Source organism: Spongisporangium articulatum, assembly GCF_044465595.1.
GTDB lineage: Bacteria > Actinomycetota > Actinomycetes > Actinomycetales > Kineosporiaceae > Spongisporangium > Spongisporangium articulatum.
Window position 1 is genome coordinate 398,162 of sequence record NZ_JBITLV010000004.1, and the last position, 26,668, is coordinate 424,829.

Annotated in this window: 24 protein-coding genes; 9 read left to right on the top strand and 15 right to left on the bottom strand. The window is 72.0% G+C overall.

From position 1 onward, the window contains the following. Window positions 1-187: 187 nt before the first annotated feature. Window positions 188-1,474, top strand: coding sequence for a thymidine phosphorylase (locus ACIB24_RS14445; protein WP_398281510.1), 1,287 nt, complete (start codon window positions 188-190; stop codon window positions 1,472-1,474). Between the two features lie 19 nt (window positions 1,475-1,493). Here the strand turns inward: ACIB24_RS14445 and ACIB24_RS14450 are convergent, their stop codons facing one another. Both ACIB24_RS14450 and ACIB24_RS14455 read right to left on the bottom strand, forming a co-directional pair. Further along, window positions 1,494-3,860 (bottom strand): glycoside hydrolase family 65 protein, encoded by a 2,367-nt coding sequence (locus ACIB24_RS14450; RefSeq protein ID WP_398281513.1) that lies wholly within the window; start codon window positions 3,858-3,860, stop codon window positions 1,494-1,496. Next, window positions 3,857-4,594, bottom strand: coding sequence for a beta-phosphoglucomutase family hydrolase (locus ACIB24_RS14455; protein ID WP_398281516.1), 738 nt, complete (start codon window positions 4,592-4,594; stop codon window positions 3,857-3,859). Before ACIB24_RS14455 ends, ACIB24_RS14450 begins: the two co-directional genes overlap by 4 nt. Window positions 4,595-4,708: 114 nt before the next feature. Between ACIB24_RS14455 and ACIB24_RS14460 the strand changes: the two genes are divergently transcribed. Continuing rightward, window positions 4,709-6,550, top strand: coding sequence for an FGLLP motif-containing membrane protein (locus ACIB24_RS14460; RefSeq protein WP_398281519.1), 1,842 nt, complete (start codon window positions 4,709-4,711; stop codon window positions 6,548-6,550). Window positions 6,551-6,565: 15 nt separating this feature from the next. On the opposite strand, the gene ACIB24_RS14465 is transcribed toward ACIB24_RS14460, so the two are convergent. Together ACIB24_RS14465 and ACIB24_RS14470 are read right to left on the bottom strand one after the other, a co-directional pair. Continuing rightward, window positions 6,566-7,642, bottom strand: a complete 1,077-nt coding sequence (locus ACIB24_RS14465) for an ATP-dependent DNA ligase (protein ID WP_398281522.1) — start codon at window positions 7,640-7,642, stop codon at window positions 6,566-6,568. 27 nt (window positions 7,643-7,669) lie between these two features. Then, window positions 7,670-8,068 (bottom strand): cupin domain-containing protein, encoded by a 399-nt coding sequence (locus ACIB24_RS14470; RefSeq protein ID WP_398281525.1) that lies wholly within the window; start codon window positions 8,066-8,068, stop codon window positions 7,670-7,672. Between the two features lie 42 nt (window positions 8,069-8,110). On the opposite strand from ACIB24_RS14470, the gene ligD reads away from it, so the two are divergent. Further along, on the top strand, window positions 8,111-9,232 hold the full coding sequence (ligD, locus tag ACIB24_RS14475) for a non-homologous end-joining DNA ligase (protein ID WP_398281528.1): 1,122 nt from the start codon (window positions 8,111-8,113) through the stop codon (window positions 9,230-9,232). 76 nt (window positions 9,233-9,308) lie between these two features. Here ligD and ACIB24_RS14480 read toward each other — a convergent pair whose 3' ends face one another. Next, window positions 9,309-9,734: a hypothetical protein gene (locus ACIB24_RS14480; RefSeq protein ID WP_398281531.1), complete on the bottom strand. Its 426-nt coding sequence runs from the start codon at window positions 9,732-9,734 to the stop codon at window positions 9,309-9,311. 457 nt (window positions 9,735-10,191) lie between these two features. Here ACIB24_RS14480 and ACIB24_RS14485 point away from each other — a divergent pair, with 457 nt between their 5' ends. Together ACIB24_RS14485 and ACIB24_RS14490 are read left to right on the top strand one after the other, a co-directional pair. Beyond that, window positions 10,192-11,274: an adenosine deaminase gene (locus ACIB24_RS14485; RefSeq protein ID WP_398281534.1), complete on the top strand. Its 1,083-nt coding sequence runs from the start codon at window positions 10,192-10,194 to the stop codon at window positions 11,272-11,274. Window positions 11,275-11,357: 83 nt separating this feature from the next. Beyond that, window positions 11,358-13,352: a tetratricopeptide repeat protein gene (locus ACIB24_RS14490; RefSeq protein WP_398281537.1), complete on the top strand. Its 1,995-nt coding sequence runs from the start codon at window positions 11,358-11,360 to the stop codon at window positions 13,350-13,352. Here ACIB24_RS14490 and ACIB24_RS14495 read toward each other — a convergent pair. From ACIB24_RS14495 to ACIB24_RS14525, 7 genes are all read right to left on the bottom strand, one after another. After that, on the bottom strand, window positions 13,346-14,218 hold the full coding sequence (locus ACIB24_RS14495; RefSeq protein ID WP_398281540.1) for an SDR family NAD(P)-dependent oxidoreductase: 873 nt from the start codon (window positions 14,216-14,218) through the stop codon (window positions 13,346-13,348). The genes ACIB24_RS14490 and ACIB24_RS14495 overlap by 7 nt on opposite strands. A 34-nt stretch (window positions 14,219-14,252) precedes the next feature. After that, complete coding sequence (locus tag ACIB24_RS14500) at window positions 14,253-14,699, bottom strand: GNAT family N-acetyltransferase (RefSeq protein ID WP_398281543.1); 447 nt, start codon at window positions 14,697-14,699, stop codon at window positions 14,253-14,255. 217 nt (window positions 14,700-14,916) lie between these two features. Then, window positions 14,917-15,528, bottom strand: a complete 612-nt coding sequence (locus ACIB24_RS14505; protein ID WP_398281546.1) for a fasciclin domain-containing protein — start codon at window positions 15,526-15,528, stop codon at window positions 14,917-14,919. Between the two features lie 132 nt (window positions 15,529-15,660). Beyond that, window positions 15,661-16,566 (bottom strand): aldehyde dehydrogenase family protein, encoded by a 906-nt coding sequence (locus tag ACIB24_RS14510; RefSeq protein ID WP_398281549.1) that lies wholly within the window; start codon window positions 16,564-16,566, stop codon window positions 15,661-15,663. Next, window positions 16,563-18,008: an aldehyde dehydrogenase family protein gene (locus ACIB24_RS14515; RefSeq protein WP_398281552.1), complete on the bottom strand. Its 1,446-nt coding sequence runs from the start codon at window positions 18,006-18,008 to the stop codon at window positions 16,563-16,565. Before ACIB24_RS14515 ends, ACIB24_RS14510 begins: the two co-directional genes overlap by 4 nt. A 13-nt stretch (window positions 18,009-18,021) precedes the next feature. After that, window positions 18,022-18,999 (bottom strand): deoxyribose-phosphate aldolase, encoded by a 978-nt coding sequence (deoC, locus tag ACIB24_RS14520; protein WP_398281555.1) that lies wholly within the window; start codon window positions 18,997-18,999, stop codon window positions 18,022-18,024. A 29-nt stretch (window positions 19,000-19,028) separates the two neighbouring features. Beyond that, complete coding sequence (locus ACIB24_RS14525) at window positions 19,029-20,759, bottom strand: phospho-sugar mutase (RefSeq protein ID WP_398281557.1); 1,731 nt, start codon at window positions 20,757-20,759, stop codon at window positions 19,029-19,031. Between the two features lie 81 nt (window positions 20,760-20,840). Here ACIB24_RS14525 and ACIB24_RS14530 point away from each other — a divergent pair, with 81 nt between their 5' ends. The 4 genes from ACIB24_RS14530 to ACIB24_RS14545 are packed head-to-tail and all read left to right on the top strand — an operon-like array spanning window position 20,841 to window position 23,623. Then, complete coding sequence (locus tag ACIB24_RS14530; RefSeq protein ID WP_398281560.1) at window positions 20,841-21,413, top strand: phosphate-starvation-inducible PsiE family protein; 573 nt, start codon at window positions 20,841-20,843, stop codon at window positions 21,411-21,413. A 56-nt stretch (window positions 21,414-21,469) separates the two neighbouring features. Beyond that, window positions 21,470-22,042, top strand: a complete 573-nt coding sequence (locus tag ACIB24_RS14535; protein WP_398281563.1) for an ArsR/SmtB family transcription factor — start codon at window positions 21,470-21,472, stop codon at window positions 22,040-22,042. After that, on the top strand, window positions 22,042-22,791 hold the full coding sequence (locus ACIB24_RS14540) for an SRPBCC domain-containing protein (RefSeq protein WP_398281566.1): 750 nt from the start codon (window positions 22,042-22,044) through the stop codon (window positions 22,789-22,791). The genes ACIB24_RS14535 and ACIB24_RS14540 overlap by 1 nt, the downstream gene beginning before the upstream one ends. A gap of 16 nt (window positions 22,792-22,807) precedes the next feature. Next, entirely contained in the window at window positions 22,808-23,623 is an 816-nt protein-coding gene (locus tag ACIB24_RS14545) for an alpha/beta fold hydrolase (protein WP_398281569.1), read from the top strand. Window positions 23,624-23,705: 82 nt separating this feature from the next. On the opposite strand, the gene ACIB24_RS14550 is transcribed toward ACIB24_RS14545, so the two are convergent. The 3 genes from ACIB24_RS14550 to ACIB24_RS14560 are packed head-to-tail and all read right to left on the bottom strand — an operon-like array spanning window position 23,706 to window position 26,566. Continuing rightward, window positions 23,706-24,452 carry an ATP-binding cassette domain-containing protein gene (locus ACIB24_RS14550; RefSeq protein WP_398281572.1) on the bottom strand — a complete coding sequence of 249 codons (747 nt, stop codon included), beginning with the start codon at window positions 24,450-24,452 and terminating at the stop codon, window positions 23,706-23,708. Beyond that, the gene (locus ACIB24_RS14555) at window positions 24,449-25,456 is read right to left on the bottom strand and encodes an ABC transporter permease (RefSeq protein WP_398281575.1); all 1,008 of its coding nucleotides are present in this window, start codon (window positions 25,454-25,456) and stop codon (window positions 24,449-24,451) included. The genes ACIB24_RS14550 and ACIB24_RS14555 overlap by 4 nt, the downstream gene beginning before the upstream one ends. 57 nt (window positions 25,457-25,513) lie before the next feature. After that, window positions 25,514-26,566 (bottom strand): substrate-binding domain-containing protein, encoded by a 1,053-nt coding sequence (locus tag ACIB24_RS14560; RefSeq protein ID WP_398281578.1) that lies wholly within the window; start codon window positions 26,564-26,566, stop codon window positions 25,514-25,516. Window positions 26,567-26,668 lie beyond the last annotated feature (102 nt).

Consider the following 26,668-nt stretch of genomic DNA (forward strand, 5'->3'; position numbering starts at 1 on the left):
CCCTGGGGAAGAAGGGAAGATGATCACCCGAAGATTCGCTTTAGGCGATTAAGGCCTCAAGCATTTCCAACTCGGCGTGTCGGATATAAACGGGAAAAGACCCGGAAATTGGTGTGATCTACGACACGAAACGCCGAAATCCCCCGGTTTTCACGGTGGCGATCTGCGGTGTTCTACCGTCGGTTCCATGAGCGAACCGTTCGCCGCCGTTGACGTGATCACCGCCAAGCGCGACCGCACCCGGCTCACGGACGAGCAGATCGCCTGGGTCGTCGACGCCTATACCCGCGGCGCCGTCGCCGACGAGCAGATGTCGGCCCTGCTGATGGCCATCCTGCTCAACGGCATGGACGCCGCCGAGATCTCCGCGTGGACGACGGCCATGATCGCCTCGGGGGAACGGCTCGACTTCTCGGGTCTCGACCGGCCGACCGCCGACAAGCACTCCACGGGCGGCGTGGGCGACAAGATCACGCTGCCGCTGACCCCGTTGGTCGCCGCGTGCGGCGTCGCCGTGCCCCAGCTGTCGGGCCGCGGGCTCGGTCACACCGGCGGCACGCTCGACAAGCTGGAGGCGATCCCCGGCTGGCGCGCGAGCCTGTCGAACGACGAGATGCACCGCCAGCTGGCCGAGGTCGGCGGGGTGATCTGCGCGGCCGGCTCCGGCCTGGCTCCTGCCGACCGCAAGCTCTACGCGCTGCGCGACGTCACGGGGACGGTCGAGTCGGTGCCCCTGATCGCCAGCTCCATCATGAGCAAGAAGATCGCCGAGGGCACGGGGGCGCTGGTGCTCGACGTGAAGGTCGGCACCGGTGCGTTCATGAAGACCGAGGCGGAGGCGCGCGTCCTGGCCGAGACGATGGTCCGGCTGGGCGGGGACGCCGGGGTGCGGACGGTCGCGCTGCTCACCGACATGTCGACGCCGCTCGGGCTGACCGCGGGCAACGGGCTCGAGGTACGGGAGGCGCTAGAGGTGCTGGCCGGTGGCGGCCCGCCCGACGTCGTCCGGCTGACCCTGGAACTCGCTCGCGAGATGCTCGAGGCGGCCGGGGTGGACGCCGACCCCGAGGCGGTCCTCGCCTCGGGCCGCGCGATGGACTCGTGGCGCGCCCTGATCGCCGCGCAGGGCGGCGACCCCGACGCGCCGCTGCCGACGGCGCGGGAGACGCAGCAGGTGCTCGCGCCCGCCGACGGGGTGCTGGTCCGGCTCGACGCGATGGCGGTCGGCCAGGCCGCGTGGCGGCTCGGCGCCGGGCGGGCCCGCAAGGAGGACGACGTCCAGGCCGCCGCCGGGGTCGAGCTGCACGCCACCGTGGGCGCGCCGGTGCGGGCGGGCGAGGCGCTGATGACCCTGCACACCGACACCCCGGAGCGGTTCTCCACGGCGGTCGCCGCCCTCGAGGGTGGGTTCGACATCGCGCCCGAGGGCTCCCGCCCGGACCGTGGGCCGCTGGTCATCGACCGGATCGCCTAGCGCCGGCTGTCCGGAGGCCTCAGCTACCCGCGCGCATGTCGCGCGGCTGGCGCCCGTGCGGCTGCTGCGGGCGGGGTCGCGCGGGCGTCGGCGGCACCGGCAGCGTCATGGGTTCACCGGCGACCAGGGTGACGCGCTGCCCGTGGTGCAGCAGGTCGAGGGTGCTGGCGTCGTCCGTCAGGGTGTAGGTGGCCTCGGCGCCGTCGGTCTCCACCCGCAGGCGCAGCCCGCGGTGGGTGATCCCGAACGACAACCGCTTCAGTTCCGGAGGCAGTCGTGGCGCGAAGCTGAGGGTGCCCGAGTGGTCGCGCATCCCGCCGAACCCGCCGACCATCGTCGACCAGGCCCCGGCCAGCGACGCCATGTGCAGCCCGTTGAGGGTCGTGCCGGTGACGTCGTGCAGGTCCATCAGCGCGGCCTCGCACGCGTAGTCGTAGGCCAGCCCGAGGTGCCCGGTCTCGGCCGCCATCACCGCCTGGGTGCAGGCCGACAGCGAGGAGTCCCGCACCGTCAGCTTCTCGTAGTAGGCGAAGTTGGCGGCCTTCTGCTCGGCCGTGAACGCATCCCCGCGCAGCTGCATGGCCAGCACCAGGTCCGCCTGCTTCACCACCTGCAGCCGGTACAGCTGGACGTAGGGCATGTGCAGCATCAGCGGGTAGTCGGCGTCGGTGAGCGACTCGAAGTCGAGCACCGCGTGGTCGGTGAACCCCTCGGACTGCGGGTGCACCCCGAGCTTCTCGTCGAACGGGATGTACATCGAGTCGGCGCACTCTCGCCAGGCCGTCGTCTCCTTGCCGGTGACGCCGAGCGCGGTCGCCTCGTCGGTGTAGCGCCGGCAGACCGCGGCCGCCGCCCGCAGGTTCCGCTGCGCCATCAGGTTCGTGTAGACGTTGTTGTCGGCCACGGCCGAGTACTCGTCGGGGCCGGTGACGCCGTCGATGCGGAACTTCCCGGCCCGGTCGTACGCGCCGAGGGAACGCCACAGCCGGGCGGTCTCCACCAGGAGTTCCGTGCCGACGGTCCGGTCGAACTCCTCGTCACGCACGGCGTCGCGGTAGCGGATCACCGCGTCGGCGATGTCGGCGTTGACGTGGAAGGCGGCGGTCCCGGCGGGCCAGTACCCCGAGCACTCGTCGCCGTTGATCGTGCGCCACGGGAACGCCGCGCCCTCGAGGCCGAGCGTCCGGGCCCGGGCCCGGGCCTTGGGCAGCGTCGAATGCCGCCAGCGCAGAACGTCTTTGGCCGCGTCCGGGGCGGTGTGGATGAGCACCGGCAGCACGAACGTCTCGGTGTCCCAGAAGCAGTGCCCGTCGTACCCGGGCCCGGTCAGGCCCTTCGCCGCGATGGGCCGCCCCTCGCCGCGGGCCCCGGCCTGCAGCACGTGGAAGAGCGCGAACCGCACCGCCTGCTGGAGGTCCGGGTCGCCGTCCACCTCGACGTCGGCGCCGGCCCAGAAGTCGTCGAGGTAGGCCCGCTGCTCGGCGACCAGCCCGTCCCAGCCCGTGTGCCGAGCCCCGGTCAGCGCCGCCGCCACCTGGTCGCGCAGCGCCGGGACCGACCGCTCGCTCGACCAGCCGTAGGAGACGAACTTGACCAGCCGCAGCTTCTGCCCGGGCTGCAGGGTGGCGGTCGCCGTGACCCGGCCCCAGTTCTCTTGGACGGCCGTCTCCATCGACGTCTTCACGCCCTCGGGCGCCTCGATCAGGTGGTCGGCCGCGGCCGCCATCCGCCGTCCGCTGCGCCGGGTCTCGTGGATCAGGGTCAGCCGGTTGCCGTCCCGGTCGTGCTCCAGCGGGGCCAGCGGTGACTCCAGGACGGCGGCCACCCGCGGGTCCGTGCTGGCCGGCATGGGCAGCTGCTCGTTGGCCACCAGCTCCGACTGCAGCACCACCCGGGCCGCGTGCTTCAGCGGCTCGACCTCGTACAGGATCGCCATCACCGAGCGGTGCGTGAACGACACCAGCCGGGTCGAGGTGATCCGCACCTCCTGGTCGGCGGGCGAGCGCCACTCCGCGACCCGCTCCAGGGTGCCCGCGCGCAGGTCGAGCTTGCGCTCGTGCCGCAGCAGGGTGCCGTACCGGACGTCGAACGGCTCGTCGTCCACCAGCAGCCGGACCAGCTTGCCGTTGGTCACGTTGATGATCGTCTGGCCCGACTCGGGGTACCCGTACCCGCCCTCGGCGTAGGGCAGCGGGCGGCGCTCGTAGACCGAGTTCAGGTACGTGCCGGGCAGCCCGTGCGGCTCACCCTCGTCGAGGTTGCCGCGCACGCCGATGTGCCCGTTGGACAGGGCGAACACGGACTCGGTGGTGCCGAGGACGTCGAGCCGCAGCTCGGGCTCGCGCACGCACCACGGGTCGACGGTGAAGGCGATCTGGGCGGTCATCTGGTCTCCAGCAGCTGCTCGAGGTCGGTCACCACGGTGTCGGCGCCGTGCTCGCGCAGGGCGTCGGCGTGACCGACGCGGTCCACGCCGACCACGATCGCGAAGTGCCCGGCGTGCCCGGCCTGGACGCCGGCGATCGCGTCCTCGAAGACGGCCGCCTCACCCGGCCGCACGTCGAGCCGCAGGGCGCCCTCCAGGAACGTGTCGGGCGCCGGTTTGCCGGCCAGCCCCGCCGCCGTCGCCGCCTGCGCGTCGACCCGCGCCTCCACGTACTTGTCGAGGCCGGTCACCTGCAGGACCTGCGCGGTGTTGGCGCTCGACGAGACCACGGCGACCCGCAGCCCCGCCGCGTGCACGGCCTCCAGGTAGCGCACCGACCCCGGGTAGACGGTGACGCCCTCGGTGGCGATCACCTGCTGCACCAGGTCGTTCTTGCGGTTGCCCAGCCCGTTGACGGTCTCGGCGCTCGGCGGGTCGTCGGGCTCGCCGTCCGGCAGGTGGATGCCGCGCGACTCCAGGAACGCGCGCGTCCCGTCCGGCCGGCGGCGGCCGTCGACGTAGCGCGGGTAGTCGGAGGCGATGTCGAAGGGCGTGAACCCGTCACCGTCCCGGCTGCGCAGGTAGTCGTCGAACATCTTCTTCCAGGCGGCGGCGTGCACCGAGGCGGTGTCGGTCAGGACACCGTCGAGGTCGAAGAGACAGGCTCGGACGCCGTCGGGCAGACCCAGGGACATGACGGCAAGCACACCACAACTCACCATGAGGTCGCGCGAGGACCGTCCCAACGCCCGGGTCGATACGGCATATTGTCGACGAACGGGACGATCGAGGGCACAGGTGGGCGCGCGATGCAAAGGCACGGGGACGACGTCCGCCCGCCCCGGGCGGCTCGGCGTGTGCGGTTGTTCGTGGTCGGGTTGTTCGTCGGGGCGCTCGCGCTGACCGGCGCGTCGTCCGCGTCGGCGGCGGTGCCGGGGGCGATCGGCCTGCAGCCCGTGACGCTCAAGCTGTCGCCGAAGTCCGGCCCGCCCGGGTCGTCGATCACCGTGCGCGGCACCGGCTTCGACCCGGGCATCTGCGGTGGCCGGGCCGGCCTGAAGTGGCGGGGCGGTGGGCTTTTCAACGTCCAGCACGTCTCGCTGCGCGCCGACGGCACCTTCACCGCCACCGTGAAGGCGCCGGCGCGGGCGCTGTTCGGATCGCGGGCGCGGCTCGTGAGCAGTTGCGGGCCGGGCCCGTTCGGGCTGCCCGGTCCGCGGGCCACGTTCCGGCTCACCCCGAAGCCGGCCGAACCGGCCCAGCCGTCGAAACCCGTTGAGCCGTCGAAGCCGGACGGCGGCGGTGGCGACGGCGGAGGCGGTGGGAACGGCTCCGGGGGAGGTGGTTCGGGCGCGTCCGGCGGGGGCGGCTCCAGGGATGGCTCGACGGCCGGCGGCTCGTCCTCCGGTGGTACGGGCACGGTGGTCCCGATCGATACCACGCCCACGACCGCGCCCACGAGCGCACCCACGAGCGCACCCACCACGGCCCCGACGCCCGGACCGAGCGCCTCCGCGGCGCCCGCGCTCGCGCCGTCCCCGGGGCCGACCTCCCCCGCCGCGCAGGCCCTTCCGGCCGCGAGCCGGACCGGGCCGGCGTCGACGACCGGCACTACGGACCTGCACCCCGCGCGCGTCACGGCCAGCGTCCCGACCGCGCAGGAGGCGGGTTTCGCGCCCAAGATCGCGCTGCTCGCGCTCGCGCTGGCGGCCCTGTTCGTCGTGCTCGTCGCCTTCCCGGCGGAGCTGTTCAACAACACGGTCGAGTCGAACGCCGAGGAGATCAGGGCGATGCTCGGGGTCGCCGCCGGGTGGCTCGGCCTGCGCGGGATGGCCCGCGCCGGGGAGTCGGTCGCGCACCGGGTGGGGACCCGGGGCGGCCAGTTCATCGGGTTCGTCGTGGTGGGCACGCTGCTCACGGCGGTGCTGGCCGGCAACGAGTCGGCCGACGGCAACTGGCCCGCGCAGATCGTCGGGCTGCTCATCGCGATCGCCGTCGTCACGCTGATCGCCGAGCTGCCCGAGGAGATCGTCACCCGGCGGGTCACCGGGGTGCCGGCGACGCTCAAGATGGTGCCGGTCGCCGTCGTGGTGGCGGTCGTCTGCACCCTGCTCTCACGCCTGCTCGGGCTCGAACCGTCCTACCTGTACGGGCTTTTCGCGGGTTTCGCGACCCTGGCGGCGCGCGAGATGACACCGCGTCAGGAAGGCCGCGCAGTACTGGCCAGCGTGGTCGCGGTGGGGGTGTTCGGCGTCGCCTGCTACTTCCTCTGGGGCCCGGTGCACGCCGCCGCCTACGCGGGCGACCCGACGTGGCCCGAGGTGCTGCTCGACACGGTGCTGTTCTGGTGCTTCGCGCTGTCCACCGAGGGGCTCGTGTTCGCGCTCGTACCGCTGAGTTTCCTCGACGGCGCGACGTTGCGGGCCTGGCACTGGGCGGCGTGGTTCGTGCCGCAGGCGCTCGCGGCGGCGTTCTTCATCTACCTCTTCGTGCTGAAGGGTTCCAACGCGGGCCAGCTCGGGGCCGACGCGGTGATCCGCGCGGTCGCGTTCTTCGCCGTCTTCGGTCTGTTGTCCGTCGGCGTCTGGCTCTACTTCCGCTGGACCGGCCGCCCCACTCACGCGCTGGCCGCCGAATCGCAAGCGGTTTGACCCCACCCAGCGGGGTCATTCCGCTTTGGATCGGAGCACGTCGGCCAGGTCGTAGGTGAGCGGGCGGTCGAGCTGGGCGTAGGTGCACGAGTCGGGGGTGCGGTCGGGGCGCCAGCGGCGGAACTGCGCGGTGTGCCGGAACCGGTCGCCCTCCATGTGGTCGTAGGCGACCTCGACCACCAACTCGGCGCGCAACGGCACGAACGACAGGTCCTTCTTGGCGTTCCACCGGCTCACCGCGCCGGGCATCCGCTGGCCCGGTTCCGGGTTCAGCTGGGCGTCGGCCCAGGCACCCCACGGGTGCGAACCCTCGGGCACGTCGCGGTACGGCGCGAGTTCCTCCAGCAACGACGCGCGCCGGGCCATGGGGAACGACGCGCTGACCCCGACGTGGTGCAGCCGCCCCTCGTCGTCGTACAGCCCGAGCAGCAGCGACCCGACGATCGGACCGCTCTTGTGCCACCGGAACCCGGCCACCACGCAGTCGGCCGTCCGCTCGTGCTTGATCTTGTACATCGCCCGCTTGTCGGGCTGGTAGAGGCCGTCGACGGGTTTGGCCACCACGCCGTCCAGACCGGCACCCTCGAACTGCTCGAACCATTGGCGGGCCACGTCCAGGTCGGCCGTGCCCGGCGTCACGTACACCGGTGCGGAAGCCGGGCCGAGCGCCTCGGTGAGGAGCGCGCGGCGACGGGCGAACGGCGTCCCGAGGTGGTCGTCGGTGCCCAGGGCGAGCAGGTCGAACGCGACGAAAGACGCGGGCGTCGACTCGCTCAGCAGCTTCACTCGTGACGCCGCCGGATGGATGCGCTGCTGCAGGGCGTCGAAGTCGAGCCGGTCGCCGGTGATCAGCACGATCTCGCCGTCCAGCACGCACTTGTCCGGGGTGTTGGCCTTGATCGCCTCGACCAGTTCGGGGAAGTAGCGGGTCATCGGCCGCTCGTTGCGTGAGCCGAGCTCCACCTCGTCGCCGTCACGGAACACGATGGTGCGGAACCCGTCCCACTTCGGTTCCACGTGCCCGACGTCGGGGATGTCCTTCACCGACTTGGCCAGCATGGGGGAGACGGGAGGCATCACCGGCAGGTCCATGCCCGCCATCCTGCCCCAGCCACAGCCCTAAAGCGCAGGCTCCCATCGGCCCTCGACCGGTGACGCCTCGCCCTCACCCGGCCACGGCGGTGCGGTGACGCCGAGGATCTCCAGCGGTTCGTCGTCCGCCCCGCCCTCGGCCCGGAACTGGAACGCGGTGCCCACGGGGATGCTCAGGCTGACGCCCGGGACGAGCGCCAGCTCGGACTCGGACGCGCCCTGGCGCCGCCACATCACCCCGCGGCCGCGCAGCACGTACCAGACCTCCGAGACGGTCGCATGGACGACGGCGACGCTCACCTGCCCGGGCCGGAGCCGGAAGTGCGCGGTGGAGGCGCCGTCGACACCGCAGAGGATGCGCACCTGCGAACCGTCGGGGGCGATGACGTCGGGTTCGGCGGGCAGGGTGCGGTCGGCCATCTCCATGACCGCATTGTCGTGGGTGGCCTCGGCGATAGGGTCGGCCAGGTGCCGAAGGAAGCGCCGCAGCTGCTCGAGGTCCCCGGGCCGGACGGGCCGCGTGAGGTCAAGGTGTCCAGCCCGAGCCGCGTGCTGTGGCCGCAGGTGGGCATCACCAAGCTGGAGCTCGCGCAGTACGTGCTCGCCGTGGGGGACGGCGTGCTGCAGGCGCTCGGCGATCGGCCGGTGACCCTGCAGCGCTTCCCGGAGGGTGTCGAGGGGGAGGCGTTCTACTCGAAGAACCCGCCGCGCGGGGTGCCGGAGTACACACGCACGGTCGACGTGACGTTCCCGTCGGGGCGGCGGCACGCGCAGCTGGTGGTCGACGAGCTGGCCACCGCGGTGTGGGCCGTGCAGATGAACACCATCACGTTCCACCCGTGGCCGGTCCGGACGGCGAACGTCGACAACCCCGACGAGCTGCGCATCGACCTCGACCCGCAGCCCGGCCGCACGTTCGCGGACGCGGTGACGGCCGCGCACCTGTTGCGCGAGGTGCTGGCCGAGCTGGGGCTGACCGGGTACGCGAAGACCTCCGGCAACCGCGGGGTGCACGTGTTCGCCCGGGTGAAGCCGGATTTCGAGTTCCTCGACGTCCGGCATGCGGTGATCGGCATCGGGCGGGAACTGGAACGCCGCGACCCCGACCTGGTCACGATGGCCTGGTGGAAGGAGGAGCGCGGCGAGCGGGTGTTCGTCGACTTCAACCAGTCGAACCGGGACCGCACCATCGCCGCCGCGTACAGTCCCCGACCGTTGCCGCACGCGCCGGTCTCCACGCCGGTCTCGTGGGAGGAGCTCGGGGACGTCGACCCGCAGGGACTCACGGTCCGCTCGGTGCCGTCGCTGGTCGCCTCGCGCCCCGACCCGTGGGCCGAAATGAACGCCAGCGCAGGCTCTTTGGACGCGGCGCTGGCCCTGTGGGAGGCGGACGTGGAGCGCGGGCTGCCCGAGCTGCCGTTCCCGCCGGACTACCCGAAGATGCCGGGGGAGCCCAAGCGGGCGCGGCCGTCCGTGTCCCGCGACGACACCGAGGGCATCGCCGAGCGGGACTGGTACGCCGACCGGAAGCGCTGGGAGGGCGACGACGCGCCGCCCGAGTGGGACCACCGGCCCCGCGGTCGCGGCTGAGGGCGCTCAGCGACCGTTTGGGTTGCCACGGTGCGGCGTGGACGCCTCATGGCGACTCAAACGGACGCAGCTGCGCTCAGCCGTCGTGGTGGAAGCTGCCGTTGGAGGCGGCCTCGTCGTGGGACGGGGTGCGGGCCTCCGGCGGGGTGATGACCGCGAACGATCCGGTGTCCGTGACCTGGAACGGCCCCGCCTCAGTGACCGCCTCGGTCACCGCCTCGTGGTTCAGCAGTGCCGGGTCGAGCGGCTCGAGCCGCTCGTGGCTGGTCACCGACATCGATCGGTTGCCCTTGCCGTCGATCGTGGGGACGACGTCCACGGGCGTCTGAGGGTCGATGAACCTGCGCTTCATTTCCAGCGCGAACTCGCGCACGTCGTCGCTGCTGAGCCGGACGAGGTCGCTGCCCGAGTCGATGCGCAGGATCGTGGTCATGGTCATCGACTTCGTCGGCTGGGGCTTGGCCTGGCGCCGTTCCTGCTGCTTCTTCTTCCTGCCGAACATCCGCGCTCCCCGGTGAACGTCGACCTCAACCTGTGGTTGAACGTGAAGGTACGGCATAAGCCTTAGAACCGGCCAACCGGGACCACTCGCCTATTCCGTGACTATCGGGATGCCGCCCGTGTCCGTCGAAGCTGAGGGGCTGTCGGCATCGCGCCCGACCTTGATCCGTCGAACCCTGCGTCGCAGGCCGAGGCGGCGGGTCGTCACCTCGGCCGTCAGTGGCACGCCGCGTTGTTGAGCGCGCTGCACGAGCTTCACCAAGTCCTCGAGGGTCAGCGGTTTGCCCCGCTCTCGTCGGCTCTCCTCCCAGTGGTAGGACCCGCCTGAGTGTCTGTCCACCATGGCTTCTCCCCGTCGAGTCGATGATCGTCGATCATGCCCCAATTTGACCCTGATTGGTGCGAGTTTCGTGAGGTCGGCATGGAGATCGACCGCCCGAACCGTAAGCTCGGCAGGCATGGAGACCACCCCCGTCGCCGACGCGCTGGCCCGCGCCCCGAAGGCGCTCCTCCACGACCATCTCGACGGCGGCCTGCGCCCGGCGACCATCGTCGAGCTGGCGGCCGAGATCGGTCACGGGCTCCCGGCGTCCGACGCCGCCGGCCTGGGGGAGTGGTTCCGCGGCAGCGCCGATTCGGGTTCCCTGGAGCGGTATCTCGAGACCTTCGTGCACACCACGGCCGTCATGCAGCGCCGCGACCATCTCGTGCGGGTCGCCCGCGAGTGCGCGCTCGACCTGGCCGCCGACGGCGTCGTCTACGCCGAGGTGCGCTACGCGCCCGAGCAGCACCTCGAGGCGGGGCTCGACCTCGACCAGGTGGTGCTCGCCGTTCAGGAGGGGTTCGCCGAAGGGGTGGAAGAGGCTGCGGCGCAGGGAAACACGATCCGGGTCGGCACCCTGCTGACCGCCATGCGGCACGCCGCGCGCAGCCAGGAGATCGCGGAACTCGCCGTCCGGCACCGCGACGAGGGCGTCGTCGGGTTCGACATCGCGGGCGCGGAGGCGGGTTACCCGCCGTCCCGGCACCTGGCCGCGTTCGAGTACCTGCACCGCGAGAACATGCACGTCACCATCCACGCCGGCGAGGCCTTCGGCCTGCCGAGCATCTGGGAGGCCGTGCAGGTCTGCGGCACCGACCGCCTCGGGCACGGGGTGCGCATCATGGACGACGTCGGGCTGGACGGCGAGAAGGTGCGCCTCGGGCGGCTGGCCGCCTGGGTGCGGGACAAGCGGATCCCGCTGGAGATGTGCCCGAGCTCCAACGTGCAGACCGGGGCGGCCGCGAGCATCGCCGAGCACCCGATCACCGCGCTGAAGGACCTGCGTTTCCGGATCACCCTCAACACGGACAACCGGCTGATGTCCGCGACCAGCATGACCCGCGAGATGGAGCTGCTGGTCCGGGAGGCCGGCTGGAGCCTGGCCGACCTGCGCTGGGTCACGATCAACGCGCTCAAGAGCGCCTTCATCCCGTTCGACGAGCGCTTGGCCCTGATCGAGGGCGTGGTCAAACCCGGGTACGCCGTCCTGGGGGTATGAGCGCGTCTGCAGGGCCGTATGACCCGAATTGATGCAGGCTTTACCCTGAGTCGGTCCCTGTGCGGTGGAGAGGAAGGGGAGCTGTGGCTTATCGCGCTGAGCGGTTCCCCGGCGCCCGCCGCATGCTCGCCCAGGACGTGGTCGGCCGGTACGACCTCAAGCGGACCCTGATGGCCCGCCAGGTCTCCGAGCATCCGGGCCTGATGATGCTGCAGCTCTTCGGTGACGTCGAGCTCGACGACCTCGACCTCGACCCGCGGTACGGCATGGACGCGCCTCTGGCCGCGCTGAACCGCAGCGCCGAGTCGGATGTGCACGGGCTGGTGATCGCGGGGAACCTGCTCGTGAACGGGGCGATCCACCACGTGAAGGCGCCCGCCGGGCTGTCGTTGTACGTGCTCGGCGACCTGAAGGCCCGCAACGTCGCGATCAGCGGCCTCGAGCTCGTGGTGCGCGGAACCCTCACGGTGACCGAGGTGTTCAGCGGTTCCGGCCCGGCCGGCGGGGCCCGGCTGGACGGTGGGGCGAACGGCAAGCTGCTCATCTCCGACGGCTTCCCGATGCTGATCGGCGGGACCCTGGGCCTGCCCGTGCTGGACACCGGACGCACCCGCATCGGCCTGGTCGAGAACGGTGGCGTGCGTGAGGTGGTCGGCGACGTGCCCGCGCCGCTGGTGCTGAACGAGCAGCTGCTACCGGCGGCCGAGAGCTCGCTGGATCAGGTGAACGCCGTGCTGGCCGCCGGCGGGTCGGTGCTGTCGTCCGACTACCTGGCCGGGCGCACCGACCTCGAGGTGATCCGGCAGCTGCGCTGGCTGGAGCGCGAGATCGAGAAGTCCCTCGCCGGAGGCCATTACCTGCTGGCCATCGACCTGCTGCGCGCCGCCCGGATGCGCGGCGCCCCGCGCCGCGAGAACGGCCTGCTGCTGGCCGACGCCATCTTCAAGGCCCACTACGAGACCGGCGAGGTCGACGCGCTGGCCGAGGCGCTCGCCGTCCTGAACGAGACCCTCGGCCGGCACGCCGACCCCGAACTGGCCCGCACCCGGCCGACGGCCCTGGTGCAGCGGGCGATGATCCTGCACACCCTGCACGAGGACGAGGACTGGGCGTTCGACCAGGCCTGGCGCGACTGCAGTGACGCGATCGGCACGCTGCCGCCGGCCGAGCGGATCGGGATCGCAAAACTCATGGGGGAGTGGCTGTTCAACCGGCACCGCTACGAGGAGTGCGTGCCGTACCTGCAGGAGGCGCTGGCCAACGACCCGGGTGACGGCGTGATGTACGGCCGGATGGCCCGCGCGTTGTGGATGCTCGACCGCGAGGAGGAGGCGCTGCCCTACGCCTCCCGGTCGCTGCAGCTGAACCCCGTCGACGACCGGATGTGGTTCGTACGCGGCACGTGTCGGCGGGCCCTGGGCCAGCTCGGGGAGGCCGCCCTCGACCTGCAGACGTACCTCGAGCTGCACCCGGACGACGTCGCGGCCGTCGAGGCGGCCGTGGAGGTCGCGCTCGGGCAGGGGCGGCAGGAGGTGGCCATCGAACGGGCCGGCCGGTTCATCGACGACTTCCCCGAGATCACCGACTCCTCGGCCCGGTTCGGGCGCTTGTTCCGGCAGCAGGGGCTGGTCGAGCGGGCGCTGCCGTTCCTGCGCCGGGCGGTCGAGATCGACCCCGAAGACCGTTCCGGCGTCAGGGATCTCGCCGTCACCCTGGTCGACGCCGGGCGGGACCACGCCGGGCTCACCACGGCGCTGCGCTCGCTCGAGATCGACCCGGACGGCGACCACGTCGCCTACCTGCGGGCGGAGTGCCTGCTCGCGCTGGGTGAGGACGACGCGGCGGCCGCCGACCTGGAGACCTACCTCGCGCACTTCCCCGACGCCGCCCGGGCCCAGGCCTCGCTGGCCATGATCCGGCTCCGGCAGGGACGCACCGAGGAGGCCGAGCAGCTGCTCGGCCTCGCCTGGTCGATCGCCCCCGACGACCACTTCGTCGAGGAGGTCGCCGCCACCGCCGGGGTGGAGCCGCCCGGTGAGCCGCGGCAGTACCGCAGCCCCTCCCACGTGAGTTATTGAGCCTGTTTCCTCCGACGCCGGGCCCGGTCCTGGCGGTAGTCGGCGACCAGCATCCGCTCGGTCAGGGCGGGCGCGCCGGTCCAGACCACGGCGCCCAACCTCGCCCACCAGGGCCGCAGCACCCGGGGCCGGTCGACGATCACCCGGCACACGACGTCCCCTGCCTGCCGGGCGCTCATCCCGCCGCGCACACCGGCGTAGGTGGGGGCGCTCATGGCCGTGTGCACGAGCCCGAAGTGCACGGACGACGACGCCACGCCGTCCGCGCGGGCCTCGGCCCCGGCGGCGGTCAGCCAGGTCTCGAACGCCGTCTTGGACGCCGAGTAGGCCGACCAGTTCGCGCTCGGCATGTCGACGCCGATCGTCGAGATGTTGACGATGTGCCCGGCGCCGCGGGCGCGCATCGCCGGGAGCAGGCCGAGGGTGAGCTGCACGGGCCCGAGGTAGTTGATCGCCATCGTGCGGGTGTAGTCGTGCAGCCGGTCGTAGGCCTCCTCGACCGGGCGCCGGATCGAGCGGCCCGCGTTGTTGACGAACACGTCAACGGGAGGCTGCTGCTCGGCCAGCTGTTTCAGCAGCTCGGCGACCTGTTCGGGCTCGGTCAGGTCGGCCGGGTAGGTGGCGACGCTCCCGCCGTCCTGGCGGAGCTGCGACGCGAGCGCGTCGAGCAGGTCGGCGCGGCGGGCCACCAGGACGACGTGGGCTCCCGCGCGGGCCAGCCGCCGTGCGGTGGCCTCGCCGATGCCGCTGGAGGCCCCCGTGATCAGCACCGTGCGCCCGGTCACGGCCTCCCGCAGGTCGGCCTCCCGGGGGCCGCTCCAGGCCTCGCCCGTGAGCCGGCGGAGCAGTCGGGGTCGGTTCGTCACCCGAGAATGGTACCGGCACGTACCACTCGTGGGTCTAGGTCAGATGGGAAACCATGTGCGGCTGCTTGGCCGTCGGGGTGACCTCGATCGACGTCCCGGGCATCCGCAGCGGGCTGTCGGCCCGGCCGACCACGTACCCCATGCGGCCGAAGACCTCCGAGTGCGGGCCGTCGAAGGCGCCGTAGACGAACGTCCCGTGACCGTGGTGGTCCTCGACCGCGTGCACGAGCCGCTCCGACAGGCCGGCCGCCTCCCACTCGGGTGTGACGGCGAGCGCCACGATCCGGCAGACGGGGTTGCTCAGGCTCGGGTGGTCGATCGAGAAGGTGAGGATCGTGCCGACGATCAGGCCGTCCTGGATCGCGATGAACCCGTCGAGCTCCTCGTAACGGTGCTCACCGAAGTCCGGGTCGTACTGCGTGGCGAAGGCCTCGGCGGACGACGTCTGGCGGGCGATGTGCCGGATCTCGGGCTGGATCATGCTGGCCCCCTGGTGGGTGCGGAGCGGTGGACGCCCCTCGGTTCGGCCCGCCCCCCGGCTCTCTTGAGCCCCGCGGTAACCCGTTCGGCAGCCCTGGATCGGTGGGCATGGTGGAGGGGTGGTCGTCGGGTGAGCCGGCCGCCACAGGGGAGATCGGGTGAGTTCGTGGCCGTCAGGCGACCGCGAACTCACCCGATCTCTGTCGTGGAGCGTCGGCTCAGAGGTCGAGCGGGCGCAGCACCCGGTCGACGCCGTGCGCGATCTGCTTGTTGCCGTAGTTCAGGTTGACCACCTTGACGTGCGCGTCACGTGCGTTCGGGTCCTTGTCCTTCAGCCCGATCGGCAGGATGTCGGCGACCAGGTAGGTCTGGAAGCTTCCGCCCTGCGCAGTGGTGAAGCTCGAACCCAGCGACTTGATCACCTTCACCGCGCCGAGGGTCTTGCCCGGGATGACGTGGTAGAGCAGCACGGTCTCGACCGTGGGCACGCCGAGCTTCAGAACCGCTGCGAACACGTCCTTCTCGCTCTTCGGCGACTTCCCCGTCAGGTCCTTGACCAGGATCCGGAAGGCGTTGTCGGTCGGCAGGAAGGCGGTCGCCGCCGTCGTGCCGTCGGTCAGCACCTTGACCGCCGAGTCGGGCTTGGCCTTCAGCACGGCCAGCACCGCCTGCGTGACGATGTCGTAGTCCTTGCCGTTGCTGTCGAACGTGCCGTTGCCGCCGGCCGTCAGGTACGCGGCCAGCGACCGCGTGCCGGTCGCCGCGGACGCGCTCGGTGCGGCGGCGAGTCCGGCCGTGAGGAGAAGGCCGGCTGCTGCGAGTGCGGACACTGCTCTTCGTGCGCTGCGCATCGTGATCAGACCCCGATCCGTCAGGCGCGGCCCCGTCGGCCGCGCTCGACGTCCGTTCGTCACACCCCTGAAACCGGATTGGTGGGGTTCGGGACGATTCTCAGCGAGCTCTCAGCGGCCCTTCGGATGCCAGACGGTCTTGGTCTCGGTGAAGGCCAGGGCGCGCCGCGGGCCGGGCGGCGTCGCCGTCCAGTCGGGTTCGGCCGGGTCGTCGGACGACGGCGCCTCGCCCTCCGGCCGGACGACGCGGGTCAGGGACGCGGCGGCCGCCCGCTCGAGGTCGCCCCAGTCGATGTCGGAACCGGCGCACCCGGCCAGGTCGAGCGCGTCGACGTCCTCGTGCGAGGCCAGCCAGGGAGCGACCTCGGCGACCCGCCCGGTGAGCAGGTTGACCACCCCACCGGGCACGTCGGACGTGGCGAGCACCTCGGTCAACGTCACCGCCGGCAGCGGGCGGGACTCGGAGGCCAGCACGACACACGTGTTCCCGGACGCGACGACGGGCGCGACGACCGAGACGAGCCCGAGCAACGACGACGACTGCGGGGCCAGCACGGCCACAACGCCCATCGGCTCGGGCACCGAGAGGTTGAAATAGGGGCCGGCGACCGGGTTGGCCGAACCGGCGACCTGGGCGAGCTTGTCGGTCCAGCCGGCGTACCAGACCCACCGGTCGATCGCGGCGTCCACCACGGCCCTGGCCGCCGACTCCGACAGCCCTTCGGCGGCACTCACCTCGGAGACGAACTGGGCGTGCCGGCCCTCCATGAGCTCGGCGACCCGGTAGAGCACCTGGCCCCGGTTGTACGCCGTCGCGCCCGACCAGCCGCTCACCGCCGAGCGGGCGGCCACGACCGCGTCGCGGGCGTCCTTGCGCGACGCCAGGGCCGCGTTGGCCAGGAACTCACCGGATGACGACGACACCACGTACGACCGCCCCGACTCCGAACGCGGGAACTTCCCACCCACGTACAGCTTGTAGGTCTTGGGCACCGCCAGCCGGCCCGGTGAACTCACAGCCCCGCCTCCTGCAGGTAGGCGGCCAGGCCGTGCCGCCCGCCCTCACGCCCGTACCCGCTCTCCTTGTAGCCGCCGAACGGGGACGCCGGGTCGAACCGGTTGAACGTGTTGGCCCACACCACACCGGCTTTCAAGCGGTCCGCGAGCCACAGGATGCGCGAGCCCTTCTCCGTCCAGATGCCGGCCGACAGCCCGTACGGCGTCTGGTTGGCCTTGGCCACGGCCTCCTCCTCGGTGCGGAACGTCAGCACCGACAGCACCGGCCCGAAGATCTCCTCGCGGGCGATGCGGTGACCGGGGGAGACGTCCGTGAAGACCGTGGGCGCGAACCAGTACCCGGACGACGGCAGCTCGCACGCGGGGGACCAGCGGGTCGCGCCCTCGGCCTCACCCGCCTCGACGAGCGCTGAGATCCGGGCCAGCTGCTCGGCGCTGTTGATGGCCCCGACGTCGGTGTTCTTGTCCAGCGGGTCGCCGACCCGCAGGGTGGCGACCCGGGTGCGCAGCCGCGCCAGCACGTCGTCCAGCACCGATTCCTGCACCAGCAGGCGCGAACCGGCGCAGCAGACGTGCCCCTGGTTGAAGAAGATCCCGTTCACGATGCCCTCGACGGCCTGGTCGATGGGGGCGTCGTCGAACACGATGTTCGCGGCCTTGCCGCCCAGCTCGAGGGTGACCTTCTTCCGGGAACCGGCCACGGCCCGGGCGATCGACTTGCCCACCTCGGTCGACCCGGTGAAGGCGACCTTGTCGACTCCCGGGTGCGCGACCACGGCGGCGCCCGTCTCGCCGGCGCCGGTCAGGATGTTCACCACGCCCGGCGGCAGCCCGGCCTGCTGGCAGACCTCCGCGAACAGCAGGGCCGTGAGCGGCGTCGTCTCGGCCGGTTTCAGGACGACGGTGTTCCCGCAGGCCAGGGCGGGCGCGACCTTCCAGGCCAGCATCAGCATCGGGAAGTTCCACGGGATCACCTGTCCGGCGACGCCCAGAGGCCGCGGCGCCGGCCCGAGCCCGGCCCAGTCCAGCTTGTCGGCCCAGCCCGCGTAGTAGAAGAAGTGCGCTGCGGCGAGCGGGATGTCGACGTCCCGGCTCTCCTTGATCGGCTTCCCGTTGTCGAGCGTCTCCAGCACCGCGAACTCGCGCGCCCGCTCCTGCAGGATGCGGGCGATCCGGTACAGGTACTTCCCGCGCTCCGACGCCGACAGCGACGACCAGACCCCCGCGAAGGCCGCACGCGCGGCGGAGACCGCACGGTCGACGTCCGCCGGCCCCGCCACCGCCACCTCGGCGAGGACCTCCTCGGTGGCCGGGTTCACCGTCTTCAGCGACCCGCCGTCCACGGGGTCGGTGAACTGCCCGTCGATGAACAGGCCGTACGCGTCGCGCAACGTCACCACGGAGCGCGACTCCGGGGCGGGCGCGTATTCGAAACCGGTCATCACACGAGCCCTTTCAGGTCGCCGGCGTCAGGTGGTCGGCCCCGGCGTAGGCGCCGGTGGCCAGCTTCCGCCGCTGCAGGAGGACGTCGTTCAGCAGGCTGGAGGCACCGAGCCGGTACAACTCCGGCGTGAGCCAGTCGGGGCCCGCGGTCTCCTGCACCAGCACGAGGTGCTTCAGCGCGTCCTTGGCGGTGCGGATGCCGCCCGCCGGCTTGAACCCGACGCGGGAACCGGTCAGCGAGAACCAGTCCCGCACCGCCTCGAGCATGACCAGCGACACCGGCAGAGTCGCGGCGGGAGAGACCTTCCCGGTGCTGGTCTTGATGAAGTCGGCCCCGGCCAGCATGGCCAGCCAGGACGCCCGCCGCACCCGGTCGTAGCTGCCCAGCTCACCCGTCTCCAGGATGACCTTCAGGTGCGCGTCCACCCCGTCGGGACGCCGGCACGCCTCGCGGGTCGCGACGATCTCCTCGTACACGGCGCCGTACCGCCCGGCCAGGAAGGCGCCCCGGTCGATCACCATGTCGATCTCGTCCGCGCCCGCGGCCACGGCGTCCTCGGTGTCGGCCAGCTTGACCCGCAGCGACGCGCGGCCGCTGGGGAATGCGGTCGCCACCGCGGCCACCTTCACCCGCCCGGCCGCCCCCAGCCGCTCCAGCGCCGAGACCGCGACGGGCACCAGGTCGTTGTAGACGCACACTGCGGCGGTCGACGGGCAGCTCGGATCGCTCGGGTCGGGCCGCACCGCCTTGGCGCACAGGTTTCGCACGGCGCCGTGGCTGTCGGCGCCCTCCAGCGTGGTGAGGTCGATGACCCGGACCGCCAGGTCGAGCCCGTACGCCTTGGCCGTGGTCTTGATCGACCGGGTGGCCAGCGCGGCCGCGCGGGCCTCCGCCCCCACCTGGTCCACCCCGGGAAGTCCGTGCAGGAAGCGGCGCAGCGTGGCGTCGTCCACCACACCCGAACCCAGAACGTCAGTGGCCGTGGTCATCGGACCCAGCCTACGTCTTACCGCCCTGGTTACTGCCCCAGGGACGTCCTCACGTCCCGCTCCAGCGCGGCCAGCGCCCCGGCCGCCTCGGCCCGCGCCTCGCGCACCGGCCGGGCGCCCACTCCGACGACGACCTCCAGGTAGACCTTCAGCTTCGGCTCCGTCCCGCTGGGCCGCACGATCACGCGGGCCCCGCTCTCGGTCCGGTAGCGCAGTCCCTCGGTGGGCGGTAGCCCGTCGACGCCGTGCGACAGGTCGGCGTAGGTGAGGATGGCCGACCCGCCGAGCCTGGTGGGCGGCGCCGCCCGCAGCCGGTCGACCATGACGCCGATCTGGCTCAGGTCGTCGACCCGTACCGAGAACTGGCCCGTGGCGTGCAGCCCGTGCTCCACCGCCAGGTCGTCGAGCGCGTCGAGCAGGGTGCGGCCCTGCGCCTTCAACCCGGCGGCGAGCTCGGCGACCAGCAGTGCCGCGCTGATCCCGTCCTTGTCGCGCACCACGTCGGGGGCGACGCAGTAGCCCAGCGCCTCCTCGTAGGCGTACCGGAGGCCGGGCACGCGGGACAGCCACTTGAACCCGGTCAGCGTCTCCACGTGCCGGTGCCCGCGCGCCTTGGTGATCCGGGCCAGCAGCTGCGACGAGACGATCGAGCTGGCCACGACCGTCGGGACCGAGGCCCGGGCGAGGAGGTAGTCGCCGAGCAGGGCGCCCACCTCGTCGCCGCGCAGGGCCCGCCAGGCGCGTGCCCCGTCGCCGTCCGGGTCGGGGACGGCGACCGCGCACCGGTCGGCGTCGGGGTCGTTCGCGATCACGAGGTCGGCGCCCCGGGCCCGCGCCGAGGCGAGCGCCAGGTCCATCGCGCCCGCCTCCTCGGGGTTCGGGAACGCGACGGTCGGGAACGCCGGGTCGGGCGTGGCCTGCTCCGAGACCAGATGCGGGACGGGGAATCCCGCGCGGCTGAACGCGCGCACCGCGGTCTCGCCGCCGACCCCGTGCAGCGGGGTGACGACGATCTGCAGGTCGTGCGGCGCATCCGGGTCGACCAGCCCGACGACCGCCGCCAGGTAGGCCTCCACGACGTCCTCGCCGAGCACGGTCCACCCGTGCGTGGCCATCGGGACGTCGATCGCCGCGGGCGCCGCCGCGATCTGCGCCGCGATCTGCGCGTCGGCCGGCGGCACGATCTGCGCCCCCTGCCCCGGACCGTCGTCCACCCGGCCGCCGAGGTAGACCTTGTACCCGTTGTCCTGCGGCGGGTTGTGGCTGGCCGTCACCATGACGCCGGCGTCCGCGCCGAGATGCCGGACGGCGAAGGCGAGCACCGGCGTCGGCAGGAACCGGGGCAGCAGGACGGCGGTGCAGCCGGCCGCCGTGAGCACCGCGCAGGTGTCGCGGGCGAAGACGTCGGAGTCGGTGCGCGCGTCGTAGCCGACGACGACGAGCGGGGGCACGTCGCCGGCGTCCCCGGGGACCGCGCCCAGCAGGAACGCCCCCAGCCCGGCGGCCGCGCGGATCACCACGGCCCGGTTCATCCGGTTCGGACCGGCGCCCAGCGCCCCCCGCAGACCGGCGGTTCCGAACGTCAGCTCGGCGCTGAACCGGTCCTCCAGGTCGGCCACGGCCCGCTCCCGCCCGGCCCGGTCGCCGCCGGCGGCCTGCGCGATCAGACGGTCCAGTTCACGCCTGGTCCGGGGTTCGGGGTCGCTGTCGCGCCACGCCGCCGCCCGACCGACGAGATCAGCGAGCTCGGCGTCGTCCACAGACGAGGAATCTAGTACCTGGGGTACGGGGGCATGACACGCGCGGTGGCGGGGTCGATGGGGGAGCGGAAGACTGCGCGGATGATCACGACGAAGCAGGGTGACAAGGCCGCCCGGCAGGCCGACGGTCTGAACGAGACCGTCCGTACGGTCGGCGAGCGGGCCCTGCGCTACAGCGAGGACGTCGTGTACGTCCTGATCGCGGCGCTGCTCGTGGTGGGCGCGCTGGTGCTGCTGGTCTCGGCGGCGGGCGAACTGCGCGCGGTCGGCGAGGACACCACGACCGCGGTGCTGGCCCTGCTCGACACCCTGCTGCTCGTCTTCGTCCTGGTGGAGCTGATCTTCGCGGTGCGCACCACGCTGCGCCGCCGGGAGATCGTCGCCGAGCCGTTCCTGGTCGTCGGCATCATCGCCTCGATCAAGGAGATCATCCTGCTCAGCGTGGAGGCCGGGAACATCCTGGAGGGCAAGCCGACCAGCGAGCCGGGCGGTGACCTGGGTGAGTTCGCCCTGCACATCGGGCTCCTCGGCGTCCTGGTGCTGGTCCTGGCCGGGTGTGCGGTCCTGCTGCGGCTGAAGGAGCGGGAGCCCGAGGAGGGGTCGGCCGAGGAATCCGGCACCGACAGCGGGCAGCCCGAGAAGGCCGCTACCTAGCACCGACAAGAAATGTTGTCTTGACAGTTTGATGCGTCGGCGGGCAGGCTCATCGCATGTTGGACGTCGCGGTGATCGAGGACCCGGCGGCGGCCGAGGTCTCACTCGACCCGGTCCGGGCCCGGCTGCTGGCCGAACTGGTCGAACCCGGCTCGGCCGCGCAGCTGGCCGCCAAGGTCGGCCTGCCCCGCCAGAAGGTGAACTACCACCTGAAGGCGCTGGAGCGGCACGGCCTGGTCGAGCTCGTCGAGGAACGGCGCAAGGGCAACATGACCGAACGGGTGATGCGGGCCGCGGCCGCCGCCTTCGTCATCTCGCCGGTGGCGATCGGGGGCGTGCGGTCGTCGGAGCAGCCCGACGCGCTGTCGGCCCGCTGGCTGGTGGCCGTCGTCTCGCGCACCCTGCGAGAGGTCGGGGCGCTGGTCGCCGCGGCGGGACGGGCCCGCAAGCCGCTGGCCACCTTCGCCGTGGACGCCGAGGTGCGGTTCGCCTCGGCGGCCGACCGGGCGGCGTTCGCCGAGGAACTGGCCGGTGCCGTCGCGCAGCTGGTCGGCAAGTACCACGCGGGGGAGGGCCGCGAGCACCGGCTGGTGCTCGCCGTCCACCCGAAGAACGAGCTGGAGGACTGATGGGTCACGGGTTCGAGAGCGACGACCGGATCGAGGTGGACGCCACGCCTGAGCAGGTGTGGGCGGCCATCGCCACCGGCCCCGGGCACGACTCCTGGTTCATGGGCGCCAACGTCGTGGAACCGGGGGTGGGCGGGCAGGTGTCGTCCGACTTCGCCGGCGGGGCGATCCCCGCGGCGACCGTCACGGCCTGGGAACCGGGCCGGCACCTCGGCTACCGCGCGAGCGGCCCCGACGGGCGGTTCCTCGCGTCGGAGTACCTGATCGAGGCCCGGGACGGTGGCGGCGCCGTCCTGCGCGTCGTGACCAGCGGCTTCCTGCCCGGGGACGACTGGCAGGGCGAGTACGAGGCGATGCGGGCCGGCAGCTGCCTGTTCCGCTCGACGCTGGCCTGCTACCTCGACCACTTCGCGGGCCGCGTGGCGCGGCCGCTCACGGTGTTCGGGCCGACCGTCACCGACTGGGCGGGGGCCTGGAAGCAGCTGGACGACGCCCTCGGCCTGGGCGGGCTCGACCGGGACACGCCGGTCCGGTTCACGCTCGGCGGGCGCTCCGTGGAGGGCGTGCTCTACGGCGCGAACGAGCAGGTCCGCGGCATCCGCACCCCGCAGGCGATGTACCGGTTCGTGCAGGCCTTCGACCCCCACGGCACCGGTAGTCCGATGCTCGCCATGCACCACGTCTTCGACCCGACGCTCGACCCCGGCGAGGCGGCCTGGAACGCCTGGCTGACCGATGTCCTGAGCTGAAAGAGATTCCTCCGACATGACTTCCACCACCGCCCCCACGCAGTCCGTCACCTCCGCCGACGGCACCACGATCGCCGTCGAGGCGGTCGGCTCCGGGCCGCCCGTCGTCCTGGTGGACGGCGCGATGTGCCTGCGCGCGCAGGGCCCGGCCCGCCCGCTGGCCGAGGCGCTCGCCGACCGGTTCACGGTCTACATCTACGACCGGCGCGGCCGGGGCGAGAGCGGCGACACCCAGCCGTACGCGCCGCAGCGTGAGATCGAGGACCTGGCCGCCGTGATCGCCCTGGCCGGCGGGGAGGCCGACGTGTACGGCATCTCGTCGGGGGCGGCCCTCAGCCTGGACGCGGCCGCCGCCGGCATCGGGGTGCGCCGGCTGGCCGTGTACGAGGCGCCGTTCATCGTCACGGCGGACGGGCCGGTCCGCGACCCGGAGCTGATCGAGAAGACCGAAACCCTGGTCGCCCAGGGCAAGCGCGGCGCGGCGGTCCGGCTGTTCATGCGCACGGTCGGGGTGCCGGCGCCGTTCGTGTGGCTCATGGGGCTGTTCCCGATGTGGAGGACCATGACCGGCATCGCGCACACGCTGCCCTACGACTACCGGCAGCTGCGGCCCGAAACAGGCCGGGGAGAGGCGCTTTCCGCCGACCGGTGGAGGGGGCTGAGCGTGCCGACCCTGAGCATGGCGGGCGGGAAGAGCCCGCAGTACATGCGCGACGCGATGCAGGCGGTCGACGGGCTGCTGAGCGACTCGCGCTACGAGACGCTGCCCGGGCAGACCCACATGCTGAAGCCGGAGGCCCTCGCGCCGCGGCTGAAGGAGTTCTTCGCCTGAGCCCAGCGGTGGAAGGCGGTGACGGCGCCGTCACGGGGGGAATGGCGCCGCCACCGCCGCTTGGGGGTGGGAGAGGAACGGCTCAGGCGGCGGCGATGGTTCCCGTGACCATGCCGACCAGCTGCTCGCCGGTGACCTCCGAGGTGCGGGTGCCGCCGACCACCTGACCGGCCCGCATCACCCACACCTGCTGGGACAGGCGCATGACCTGCTCGAAGTTGTGCGAGATGACCAGGACCGTGGTGCCGCCCTCGACCACCCGCTTGATCAGGGCCTCCACCTGGGCGGTCTCCCGCAGCCCGAGCGCCGCGGTGGGCTCGTCGAGCACCAGCACCGACTTGGCCCACATGACGCCCCGGGCGATCGCGACGGCCTGGCGCTGACCGCCCGACAGCCGCTTCACCGACTTGGTCACCGACGGCACGTTGACCGCCAGCGAGCTGACCAGGCGGTGGGCCTCCTCGCGCATCGCCTTGCGGCGCAGGAAGCCGATCGGGCCGATCTTCGCGGTCAGCTCGCGGCTGAGGTACATGTTCTGCCAGACCGACAGCTGGTCGGCGAGCGCCAGGTCCTGGTAGACGGTCTCGATGCCGGCGGCCCGGGCCTCCAGCGGCGAGTGGAACCGTACGGGCCGGCCGTCGATCAGGATCTCGCCCTCGTCGGGGGTGTAGACGCCGGTCAGGTTCTTGATCAGCGTCGACTTGCCGGCGCCGTTGTCGCCGACGATCGCCGTGATCTCACCGGGCTGCGCGCTCAGGCTCGCCCCGCGCAGGGCCTGCACGGACCCGAAGGTCTTCTTCAGGTCACGGATCTCGATCTTCGCGGTCACGAGTTGCGCCCTCTCATCAGCGTGGCGGCGGCCAGCACGACGATGCCGATCACCAGCGGTTCGTAGTAGGCCTCCACCCCGATCAGGGTCAGGCCCTGCTGCAGCACGGTCAGGAGGATCGCTCCGAGGACCGGGCCGACGATGGTCGCCCGACCGCCGAACAGGTTGACCCCGCCGAGGACGACGGCCGCGATGGCCTTCAGCAGGTAGTCGGTGTTCGTGGTGGGCTGGCTCGAGGAGATGAAGCTGATCAGCTGGATCGAGGCCAGGCCGGCCAGGGCGCCGCCGATCGCGTAACCGGCCAGTTTGATCCGCGCCACCTTCAGCCCCATCGCCTTCGCCGAGGCGGTGTTGTCGCCCGTCGCCAGCAGGTGCACACCGAAACTGGTGTGGAACAGCAGGATGTGGAGCAGGACCGCGACGATCAGCGCGATCGCGATGTTGTAGCGCAGCGGCCCGATCGAGTCGCCCCCGATGGTGGTCAGCACGGTGCTGAACATCTGTACCGGCTGGCCGTCGGAGACGATCAGCGACAGGCCCATCACCAGGCTGAGCGAGCCCAGCGTGACGATGAAGTCGGGGATCTTCACCCAGCCGACGAAGAAGCCGTTCAGTAGGCCGATGGCCAGACCGGTCGCCATTGCGACCGCGAAGCAGGCCCAGATGCTCCAGCCGGCGTCGTAGGCGACCCCCGCCGTCACCGAGCCCAGGGCGACCGTCGCGGCCAGCGACAGGTCGATCCCGGCCAGGGTGACGGCGAACGTGGCCGCCAGCGCGAGGGTGACGGGGATCGTCGCGTCGGACAGCATCCCCGAGAGGTTCCCCACGGTGAGGAACGCCGGCGAGAGGAAGGAGAACACGACCATGATGGCCACCAGAGCCACCGGCGCGGTCGCGTTGACCCAGAAGTCCTCGGTCGCAACCACTTTGCCGAGCCTCCGGGCGCGGTCGCCCGGAGCCGGGCGGTGCGCCGTGGCGGGTTTGTCCTCGGTGATCGTGCTCAATGCCATCTCCTTCCTGCTCGCCGGCGTCTCACCGGCGCGGGTCCCCGTGGGTGAGGGTCAGCCCTCGAACGGGTTGGGGACCTCGAAGTCCGCCGGGGGAGCCGGGTAGTTCTCCAGCGCCGCGTCGACGTTGTCCTTGTTCACGACCAGGACCGGGGTCTCCACCTTGGTGGGGATGCTCTTGCCGTCGATCGCGGCCAGGCACGCCTGGACCGACTGCACGCCCATCAGGTACGGGAACTGCTCGACCGCGGCCGGCTCGCCGCCCGCCTTGATGTCCTTCAGCTGGTCCTCGGTGCCGTCGACGCCGATCACCGCGACCTTGTCGTCCTTGCCGGCCTCCTCGACCGCCTGCTGGATGCCGAGCGCCATGTCACCCGACGGGGTGAAGAAGCCCTTCAGGTCCGAGTGGGCCCGCAGCAGCGTGGCGGCGGCCTGCTTGGCCTTGGCCTTGTCGAAGTCCGCCGCGACCGTCTGGATCACGTCGAGCTTGCCCGAGACCTTGTCCTTGAAGCCCTTCAGCCGGGCCTCGCTGCCGGGGTCGCCGGCCAGGCCGCCGATCAGGGCCACCTTCGAGTTCGCGGCGATCTCGGCCACCATCGCGTCGCCGCCCGCGGCCCCCGCGGTCTCGTTGTTGGTGCCGACGTAGGTGGTCAGCTTGACGCCCGCCTTCGACGCCGCGTCGGTGTCGATCGGGTAGTCGAGGTTCACGATCGGCTTGCCGTCCTTGCTGACCGGGGCCAGCCCGGTGAGCAGGTTGGTGCCGCTGGTCGGGTTCACGATGTAGCAGTCGTACCCGGCCGTCACCAGCGAGTTCAGCTTGCTGGCCTGGCCCGAGTCGTCGGTCACGTTCTGGGCGGCGGAGATGGTCAGCTGGACGCCCTGCTTGTCGGCCTCGGCCTGCGCGCCCTTGGCCATGGCGCCGAAGTAGGTGTTGTCCAGGGGCTTGATGACGAAGGCGAGCTTCGGCTTCTCGGTGCTGGTGCCGCCACCGTCACCGGCGGAGGAACCGCCGCCGCAGGCCGCCAGGGCGAACGCCACGGCGGTGACGCCCACGGCCACGCCGCTGAGGCGGGTGATCGGCCGAACGTTGGAACGAACGGTCTTCATCTCGTACTCTCCCTTGAGTCTCCTGGGGGCGCCGAACTCTTCGACGACCCCTGCGGTGCGGCCGCGTCCTGGCAGATCCGGTCGCACCTGGGTGGCACATCA